We start from the raw sequence: 8,688 nt of genomic DNA, 5'->3' as shown, positions 1-8,688 counted from the left end.
GTGTTGATGCCCACGCCGCCCATGACGCCGATGCTGATCGCCAGGCCGATCTTCGAGATCAGGCCCAGCCCGCCGTCGATGCCGAGCCAGGAGAGGTTGTCGGCCGACCAGAGGTAGCAGGCGAACACCAGGCTCGCGAGCTGGAACGGAATGTAGGCATACGTGCAGTAGCGGTAGTACTTGTCTTCTTCGAGTGCCTTCATCACCTCGTCGGGCGGGTTGTCGCCGTCGGGACCGAAGAACCGGTCGAGGATCGGGAGCAATCCGTAGACGAGCAAGGCACCGATCCACCACCAGACGGGGGCGGCCGCATTCCAACCGAGCTGGTTGAAGGCCCACACCAGGACGGTGGCCATGAACACAGCGGTGGGCGGAATCAAGCCCATGAGCCAGAGATATCGCTTGCGGTCGTGCCACTCGGCGACCGGGGCCTGCGCCTGGTCGTCGATGTTCGATGCGGTCATTGCCACTCCTTTGTAATGCCGATCACTGTGGAATGGACAATACACCGGATTTGTCATCGCAGTGGACAAATCATTGATTTTGTACACACGGCCGATCCTTGTGATTGATCCCACGGCGTCATCGTCTGGACACATCGGACTGCTAGCTTCCGTGTCGTCGTTGCCGATCGAAGGTCACGACAGTCGCAGTTCGGTTTGTATCCCGTCGGGGGTACTTCACAACAGGAGTAACAATGGACGCATTCATCGCCAAGATCATCGCCGACGTCATCATCCAGCTGATCAGCAGCGGAAGCGCCGACAGTGCCTCCACTGCAGTGAGCGCAATCCTCGGATCCTGACCCGCAGCGCGCTGCGCCGGTAGACCGCCGGCGCAGCGCGCGCACCGGTTCTTTCCCGTCGACTGATCTCGATCCGCATCTCGGCGCCATAGGGCACAATTCCCGCGTGCAAAGAACTCGACTGTGGATCGCCGGGGCACTCGGGCTGGCGTCGACCGCTGCGCTCGTAGCAGGGCCGCTGAAGAAGCCGGCCTTGACGGTCCGCAATGCGCATTGCGTGGGGTGGTGCGTCGACAACACTGGTCCGCGATTGGTGGCACTGGGAGACTCTATGGCCCAGGGTAATTCGCGTGTCGACTGGAAAATTCACGGAAACACCGCGTGGTATTCCTACCTCGTCTGCGGTGACGGCGCACCCGCGTCCGACGGTGGCAACTTGGGAATCAACGGCGCGACGACGACGCAGATCCTCGCCCGCATCGACGAAGCGTTGGCGGCGAAACCGGACGTCCTGGTCGTCAACGGCGGAACCAACGACCTGGCCAGGTCGGTGCCGCTCCATCAGATCGTCGGCAACCTGCGCACCATCCTCGAACGAGCGCACGAGGTCGACACAGTCGTCATCGCTACGGTGCCGTCGGCGCGCACCGTTGACGCCGATGATCTGAACAACGAAATCCGAGCGCTCGCCGCAGATCGCGGACTACCTGTCGCGGAGTTCGCGCCGCTGCTCGGCAAACCCGGAGCCACCTTCGACGGAGTACACCCCACCGCAGGCACGGCTGCCGAGATGGCTGCCGAGGTGGCGGCAGCGATGGGTGTAACGATTCGCTAGCCGTGCTCGTGCCGATTCCGAGACGAGCTGTTGAATTCGCCCGACATACACCGGATGTCTGGCCTGTCCATGTGCGCTGCGGACGGCGGTACTCGCAGCAGATCCGGCCGCGCTGGTGACGTTGGACCCCTGATGAAGGACCTGAGGGTTCACGATCGTGTGCCGGCGACGGGATTCCGCCGATCGTCGACGATAGTGAACAACCAGGTGCGGCCGGCCTGTGGACAACTGCGAACTATCCACAGGTTTCGAAAATGACACTGGCGCAGCCGTCGTCGATCGTCCACCGTATTTGCATGGGGGTAAGTACAGCGGTCGACCTGATGGCTCGGGGGATGAGCCGCAGCACCATCACTCGTCGAACGGCGTCCGGGCACCTGATTCGAGTGCTCCCCGGAATCTATGCGACGGAGAAGCCGGACTATCTGGACTTGTGCACTGCGGTGACACTGTGGAAGCCGACTGCAGTTCTCAGCCATCTGACGGCGGCATGGATATGGGGATTGCTCGAGGTCGAGCCCGCTGGGGTCGCTGCCACGGTGCCGCCGTCGACCCGGCAGAGTGCCCCGGACTGGGTGAAGATCCATCGCCGACGCCTCCCCACATCGGATGTGTGCCAGGGGTTTTCGGTGGTGACGTTGGCCCAGGTGTTCGTCGATGTTGCTGCGACGCTGACGGGTGAGGAGCTGGAGCGGTTCTTCGATACGGCCATCGCCCGGCCCGAGTTGCGGCGTCGCATCGCGTCCAGCTGCGAGAAGTCCCGCGGGATGGCCGGCATGAAAGCAGTGCGGAAGCAACTGCGTCTGTGCTGCCTCGGGACCCGGTCCGAAGCCGAGCGAGTCGTGGCGAGGGCGATGTCTGCCCGGCACTTCTTCATGGAGATCAACGCGCGGGTGGGGCCCTACTTCGGAGATTTTGTGGACTATCGAGCGCGGGTGATCGTGGAGATAGACGGACGCGAGTTCCACATCTCCGGTCAGGCCTTCGACAACGATCGGCGACGTCAGAACAGGATGGTCTTGGAGGGGTGGTTGGTACTGCGCTACTCCGCCGTCCAGGCGCTGGGTGATACTCGACGCGTGGTGGACGAGATCATCGAGGTGGTCAGGCGTCGTCGACGTTCGATCGGTGCACTCGGCCGGGCGCTGCCGCGGACGTGACTGTTCACGATCGGTCGCCGGCCTCGGGATTCCGCCGATCGTGGGCGATAGTGAACGCTCAGGTGCGCGGTCAGAGGCGGCCCTCGTAGACCGCAAGGATGACGAGCGCGACCACGGCGATCGTAAGAATTGCTAAGAGTGCCAAGTGAATTGGACTTGTCGAGCCTGGCGGTCGAACCCCGTTCGGACCCCTCATCTGGAGCATGTCACAAACTGTAGGCCATCTTCTCGGTTTGTGCGCGAGATGACTGATACAAACCGACGCCGAATCTGCACCGAAATGTAGTTCGCACATATGTTCGATGTGGCGTATTGTTGTTTTCGGCGGAGCTGGGAGGGAAGCCCGGCTCCGCCGCCCGATTCGAGTACATCCCAGCGAAGTGGAACCGGTGATCCGATGGACGACGTGCTGCGTAAAGTCGAGGAACTCGAGGCCTTGGTGGTGGAACTCGAAGAGCTCGATCGACGACGCGTCGGGATGGGGGATCGGCTCGTCGATCTCGAGCATTTCTTCCGCCGTGCAGGCTGCCCCGCGCTGTCCCAGCAAGCGCTCGACGCCTTCGTGAGCACCTACGCCGGACGAGTGTTCGAGCTGGCCGACGGTATGCGCGGATAGCGCTTTCGGCGAGTTCGACGCTTCGCAAACTAGCTGGTCTCATTTGTGGTTCACTGGTGCATTCACGCCTGAACACTGAGAAAGCTGCTCGAGAACCGTGAACAGTCTTCGCGAATGGTGGTCGCTCCCCGTCGACTACGGGTGGAACGTCGCCTATGCGCGGTCCCAGCAGGCGCTGCACATCACCAAAGTCCTCATCGGAATCTGGTGTTGGCTGTTCGGAGCAGCGGCGGCGGTTGGATTGGCTACGCCGGGCCTCGGCGAGGGCGGCCTCGGTAGCACTGCGCTGTGGTTCAGCGTCGTGACCGCCGCGCCGGTCGGTCTCGCCTGGACACTCGGTGGATGGCCGACGTGGCACATGTCGATCGCATTCGTGTTGTACGCCGACGTCGTACTCGCGGCGGTTGTCCTCAGTATCGGTATGGCGACCACGATTCTGCCCTTGGCAGCCCTCTTCACCGTCATCGGCAGTTACGTCGCGGGATTTCACGGACCCAAATTGCTCACTGCCCACAACGTGTTCGCCCTGTTCACCACCGGCGTCCTCTACGGAGTGGCAGTCGTGACGGAGCCGGAACTCGGGCTCGAATCGACTCTTTACCTGGTGATGCTCGTGCTCGTGATGTTCTCGGCACCGTTGATCGTGCACACGTTCTTGATGTTGTTGCGCCGGGACGCCACCGCAGCGTTCTACGACCCCCTCACCGGTATGCAGAACCGACGGGGATTCGACGCCTCGATCGGCAACCTCCGTCTGCGATCGGGGCCAGAATCGACAGTGACAGCTGTGGTGATCGACCTCGACAACTTCAAATCGGTCAACGACAGGTTCGGGCACCAACACGGCGACACCGTCATCCGGCTGACCGCGAGCCGCATTCTCGACATTTTCCCCGCCCCGGACATCACTGCCCGACTCGGCGGTGAGGAATTCGCGATCGTCTCCGTCGCCGGTCTCGACTCGGTGACAGCACGGGCCGAGGAACTCCGAATTCGACTGTGCGAAGCCAACAACCGGTCCTCGCTGACCGCGTCGATGGGCGTCGACCACGCCGTAGTCGACCCCCGAGATGTCGCCGCCGAGATCGAGGCACTCCTCAGCTCCGCCGATCGAGCGATGTACCGCGCCAAACGGCTCGGCGGCGACCGCGTCGTCACCCGCGAGGACGGGCAACTCCCCGCACGCGAAGTCGACGAACAACTGTGACGGCGTCGATCGGTTCCGAACCGGGAACCGATCGACGCCGCACGGGCCGTCCCTGTTCTCAGCTGGCCATTGTGGAGGCGATGGCTGCTTGGGTGCCGACGTCGAAGACCGGGTTGGTCAGATGCACGTCGAGCGTGTTGCCCGGGCCGGCGATGATGGCGTTCAGCACCGAGGTGAACGCGCCACAGTTCTGGAACTGCGGAATCGTGTACGTGCCCTTGACGTGTGAGTCGGTCTGGTTGTTCTGGATCAGATCGATGGCGTCCAGCGAACCGGTCAGATCGGCAGTGGTCTCGGCGGTGACACAGTTGGCACCCGAGGGGATCAGATCGAGCGAGGAAGATCCTGCCGAGCCGGTGTCGATACCCAGCGGCTTCACCGAGTCGATACGGATCTTGAAGCTCTGCTGAACGTCGAGATCCAACGTGGGTGCCTCGGCAGGTCCGCCCTGAACGAGGGTGCCGGACACCGGGGTTGCGTCGACGATCGAGATCGTGAACTTCGCCAACGTCGCGGGGCCGAGCTTCAGGTTGGCCGATGCTTGCGGGAGTGCGAGCGAACCGGTCACGGTTCCGCCGACCAGGTCCACGTCGGTGACCAGGTCGGTGGTCGGGAACACCACCGGCTGACCTGTCTTGGCGATGAGCGTCGTGGTGTCTGCCTGGAACGTGATGGGCAGGGTGTCGGCAGCATTGGCCGGGGCGGCCACCATCGTTGCCAGTGCGACAGACGATGCCAGTGCCGCCATGGTGACGACACTCTTGTTGCGGATCTTCACGTGTTCTCCTTCGATGGGTGTGTTGTTCTGCGACGAGGTCGAGCGATGAGTATCAGGACAGGGTGAAGGCCGGATCAGGCTGAACCGACAGGCTGTTGATCGTGCAGTTTCCGGACATCGGCTGATCGGCTGCCGTCAGAGTGTTGGTCATGTTGTCGAACGAACCGGCGAGGGTGGCCGGTCCGCAGTTGTATCCGAGGAGTGAGAAGCCCACGTTCGAGACCTCGCCGGTGGTGGCACTGGTCGGGGTGAGCGTCCAGGGCAGGTTTTTCAGCTGCGGCAGGTTGCAGAGCCGGTTCGATCCGCTGATCTTCGCGTCGGTGATGGACGCCGAGGAGCCATCCTGGCTGGTGGTTCCGGACAGATCGATCGAGCAGGACACGGGCACCCCGAACGATGCCGGTGTGCTCACGACAATCGTGCCGGGGGCGGTGAAGGCGGTATCGGCCGGCGAAATGGTGGCGGCGCCGGCATTGGCGGCACCGACCGTCGCTCCTGCAATGGCAACGGCGGCTACTGCGCAGGCGATGGTGCGAGAGCGGGTCGAGGTGTTGAGCGTCATCGATCGATCCTCCAAGTCCAGAACGACTCCGGATCCTCACGGGGCATCCGGCGGCACCGGTGTCCGGCAACCGAGGAGGACGTTAGGGCGGCGCAAGGAATGTCGGAAATGGTTCATTCGAAGTCTATGAGAAGTCACAAGCCGGGCGGTACGTTTGTTGTATGCCTTGGTAAGTAAATCGGGTGGGGGCTCCGAAAGTCATGTGCATCACCGGCATTCGGACCGTTTTCCGCTCGTTGTCGGACGAGCCGCCGGACGTTCGGCTGTCACGTCCGTCGTTATCGAAGTGATATCGAACGTTATCCAAACGAGATAGTGGGGTCGCCTCGGTGACACCTCCGTCGTCGAGCATGGTTTCGGAAAGCAACACCTGGAGCAGGTTTGAAAATCGGACAGCACCCCAGTGACGGGGGCAGCGTTTCCGTGACAGACTCGAAAGGTGACGTTTGCGCTGCCAGAAGCAGGATCTGCAGTCGACACGGACACGGGAGAGTTGACGGTGCAGCCGTATTTCGCCCCGGTCTGTCGACTGGACAACGGCGCGCTCGCAGCGATCGAAATTCAGCTGCGTGGACCTGCAGACGGTCCGCTCGCCACCGCCGAGGCGCTCAAGCGCGCCGCACGGGCGATGGACGCCAAGCGTGAGTTGGACGTTCTTGCGTGGAAAGTGGCACGGATCAACACGTCGTTGCGCCTCCCGATGCTTGTCTCCATGGACGTCGAATCGCTTGCCGCGATCGATGCAGTCACCGAGGAACAATTACGCCGCGACATAGTGGTCGTCACCGAGGCAGCGTTGGTGGACAGCCCGGCCCGTACGCTCGACGCAATCGACAGAGCCAGGCGTGAGGGCAAAGTGATCGCAGTCGACGAGGTGGGCCGGCGACCCCAATCGATGACTCTGTTACCGCTCATCGAACCCGACGTGATCATTCTCGCCGCATCCATGGTCGCCAGGCGCCCCGATCTGTCCACCGCGCGCACCTCCCATGCCGTATCGGCTCAGGTCGAACGAACCGGAGCAGTGGTCGTGGCCAGCGGAGTCGACACCGAGCTGCATCGAACCCGGGCTTTGGGGCTCGGGGCAACCTACGGCGTGGGCGAGCTCTATCCGGCCGCGCAGTCGGCCGACGAACTTCCGACCGAGGCTGCCGAGACGATGCCCCCGTTCCCCACGTGGAGCACTCCGTCCAATGCTGCCGAATCACCGTGCGACATCGCATTCGCAGGCAAGACGACCATCCGAAGCACGAAGCGACTGCTGGTTGCGATGAGCACGTCACTCGAGATGCAGGCCTCCGCGTCGGGCCCGGAGACGTTGATACTCGGTACTTTTCAGAGGGCAGAACATTTCACCGAGACCACTCGTGCGCGGTGGGTGTCGATGGCCGATCAGATTTCGTACGCAGGCGTCTACGGCGTGGGGATGGGATACGTCCAAGAGGGCGGCATCGTGCATGCACCCCTCGATCCCGAGGATCCGCTCGTCGAGGAGTGGAACGTGGTGGTTCTCGGACCGCACTTCTGTGGAGTGCTCGCGGCGGTGGACCTCCACCGTGGGGAGGCCGACGCAGACCGCGAATTCGACTACGTGATGTCCTACGACCGAGCGACCGTAGTGCGTTGTGCTCGGGCGGTTTTGGCTCGGTTCTGAAGTTCGGAGCTCGACTCGATTTTGGGAATGTTTCGGGCAGGCAACGAAGGGCATACGGCACACAGGCAATAACGCAGTCCGGACTGCCAGTTTGCTCAGGCCTCGCACGTTGAAACAACAGCGTGCGAGGTCGTTTCTTTTCAGCGGTGTTCGCGCGAGACTTCGTCGACCAAATCCTGTGCCACATCTCTGAGCTTTCGATTGCTCCGCTGCGACAACTGGATGAGAAGCGCGAACGCAGCGTCTGCAGAGATGCTGTGGGTAGCCATCAGCATTCCTTTGGCCTGCTCTATCGGCGCGCGCCGGCCCAGTGCCGTCCGCACATCATCAGGCAGTACGGAGTGCTGCGGGTGCGACGCGTTCATGCCAGCTAGTGTGCCGCGTGCCGACCCGACCTGGGTGAGTCGAAAGACGACCCGCCGATTTCGCGTCGAACAGAGCTGTTGGCGTTACTCGATGTGTAGCGCTCTGTTATGTAGCCGTTATCAGGCGGCGGGGTTCGACAGCGGGCGACCGATGAGGAACTCGAGAGTTCGGTACGCATCCGTGCGACGACCGTTGCTCGCATTGTCGTGATACGCGGCACCGGCCACAACAACGCCGACCGGGATTCGCCCCGACTCGATATCGAGAGCAGTCTGCTCTGCGCAGTTCTTCAACACCGGGCAGTCGGCACACAAGCGCCACGCTCTTTCGGCGCGTTTGCGTCCGTGGCGAGGAAGTTGTTGCGAGTCATAGGCATCCATATCGTCGATGCATGCACCCTGGAGGCGCCAGACCTGGTCATCTGTCATCGTCGTGATCCGTTTCGCGCCGTGCCGATCGTTCCATCAGCCTTGTTCCCCATTGCGAGAAACTCGAAACAACCGAATGCCTTGCGCCGCCGTAGGCCCGCCAGAGTCAGACTCGTCGCGGAGCTGCCGACCGAGATGCCGCGGCCGCAGCCGCGATGGTCACCAGCGCGCCGAGCACGATGGCAGGGCCTTCGCCGGCAGCCAGAACACCGCTGTTCGCGCCGAGTGTCACGGCCGAGACCGGAACTCCGAGCTGGGCTGCAGCGAGGACGCCGAGTTCGATGGGTTGGCCCGTCAGACGCACGGCAGCGTGCGCTGCAACAGCGCCGCATCCCAA

The 8,688-nt window shown here is 62.7% G+C and carries 9 protein-coding genes and 2 pseudogenes; 5 read left to right on the top strand and 6 right to left on the bottom strand.

Going from position 1 to position 8,688, the window contains the following annotated elements; translation table 11 throughout:
• Positions 1-464: pseudogene (locus tag RHODMAR_RS01085) on the bottom strand (alkane 1-monooxygenase); the annotation flags it as partial.
• 447 nt (positions 465-911) lie between these two features.
• Here RHODMAR_RS01085 and RHODMAR_RS01080 point away from each other — a divergent pair.
• From RHODMAR_RS01080 to RHODMAR_RS01065, 4 genes are all read left to right on the top strand, one after another.
• Positions 912-1,580 (top strand): SGNH/GDSL hydrolase family protein, encoded by a 669-nt coding sequence (locus tag RHODMAR_RS01080; RefSeq protein ID WP_008710317.1) that lies wholly within the window; start codon positions 912-914, stop codon positions 1,578-1,580.
• A gap of 296 nt (positions 1,581-1,876) precedes the next feature.
• Positions 1,877-2,740: a DUF559 domain-containing protein gene (locus tag RHODMAR_RS01075; RefSeq protein WP_042937480.1), complete on the top strand. Its 864-nt coding sequence runs from the start codon at positions 1,877-1,879 to the stop codon at positions 2,738-2,740.
• A 397-nt stretch (positions 2,741-3,137) separates the two neighbouring features.
• A complete protein-coding gene (locus tag RHODMAR_RS01070; protein WP_008710312.1) occupies positions 3,138-3,356 on the top strand; it encodes a hypothetical protein in 219 nt (72 codons plus the stop codon).
• Between the two features lie 97 nt (positions 3,357-3,453).
• Entirely contained in the window at positions 3,454-4,563 is a 1,110-nt protein-coding gene (locus RHODMAR_RS01065) for a GGDEF domain-containing protein (protein WP_008710309.1), read from the top strand.
• A gap of 58 nt (positions 4,564-4,621) precedes the next feature.
• Here the strand turns inward: RHODMAR_RS01065 and RHODMAR_RS01060 are convergent, their stop codons facing one another.
• Together RHODMAR_RS01060 and praA are read right to left on the bottom strand one after the other, a co-directional pair.
• A complete protein-coding gene (locus RHODMAR_RS01060; RefSeq protein WP_008710308.1) occupies positions 4,622-5,341 on the bottom strand; it encodes a hypothetical protein in 720 nt (239 codons plus the stop codon).
• A 52-nt stretch (positions 5,342-5,393) separates the two neighbouring features.
• Positions 5,394-5,903, bottom strand: a complete 510-nt coding sequence (gene praA / locus RHODMAR_RS01055) for an alkane oxidation protein activator PraA (RefSeq protein ID WP_008710306.1) — start codon at positions 5,901-5,903, stop codon at positions 5,394-5,396.
• Positions 5,904-6,342: 439 nt separating this feature from the next.
• On the opposite strand from praA, the gene RHODMAR_RS01050 reads away from it, so the two are divergent.
• Positions 6,343-7,557 carry a DICT sensory domain-containing protein gene (locus RHODMAR_RS01050; RefSeq protein WP_008710304.1) on the top strand — a complete coding sequence of 405 codons (1,215 nt, stop codon included), beginning with the start codon at positions 6,343-6,345 and terminating at the stop codon, positions 7,555-7,557.
• Between the two features lie 140 nt (positions 7,558-7,697).
• On the opposite strand, the gene RHODMAR_RS01045 is transcribed toward RHODMAR_RS01050, so the two are convergent.
• The 3 genes and pseudogenes from RHODMAR_RS01045 to RHODMAR_RS01035 all read right to left on the bottom strand — a co-directional run.
• Entirely contained in the window at positions 7,698-7,922 is a 225-nt protein-coding gene (locus tag RHODMAR_RS01045) for an ANTAR domain-containing protein (protein WP_008710302.1), read from the bottom strand.
• 120 nt (positions 7,923-8,042) lie between these two features.
• Positions 8,043-8,351, bottom strand: a complete 309-nt coding sequence (locus tag RHODMAR_RS01040; RefSeq protein ID WP_008710301.1) for a WhiB family transcriptional regulator — start codon at positions 8,349-8,351, stop codon at positions 8,043-8,045.
• A 106-nt stretch (positions 8,352-8,457) separates the two neighbouring features.
• Positions 8,458-8,688, bottom strand: a pseudogene (locus RHODMAR_RS01035) (cation:proton antiporter); the annotation flags it as partial.

The sequence above is a fragment of the Rhodococcus sp. AW25M09 genome (assembly GCF_000333955.1).
Taxonomy (GTDB): domain Bacteria; phylum Actinomycetota; class Actinomycetes; order Mycobacteriales; family Mycobacteriaceae; genus Rhodococcoides.
The sequence above is the reverse complement of the archived record's forward strand: the minus strand, read 5'-3'. Positions and strand labels throughout refer to the sequence as shown.

What these genes read in the sequence shown, in the direction of transcription:
- RHODMAR_RS01075 (WP_042937480.1), top strand. Translation starts at nt 1,877, where the DNA reads ATGGGGGTAAGTACAGCGGTCGACCTGATGGCTCGGGGGATGAGCCGC.
- RHODMAR_RS01070 (WP_008710312.1), top strand. Translation starts at nt 3,138, where the DNA reads ATGGACGACGTGCTGCGTAAAGTCGAGGAACTCGAGGCCTTGGTGGTG.
- praA (WP_008710306.1), bottom strand. Translation starts at nt 5,903, where the DNA reads ATGACGCTCAACACCTCGACCCGCTCTCGCACCATCGCCTGCGCAGTA.
- RHODMAR_RS01045 (WP_008710302.1), bottom strand. Translation starts at nt 7,922, where the DNA reads ATGAACGCGTCGCACCCGCAGCACTCCGTACTGCCTGATGATGTGCGG.
- RHODMAR_RS01040 (WP_008710301.1), bottom strand. Translation starts at nt 8,351, where the DNA reads ATGACAGATGACCAGGTCTGGCGCCTCCAGGGTGCATGCATCGACGAT.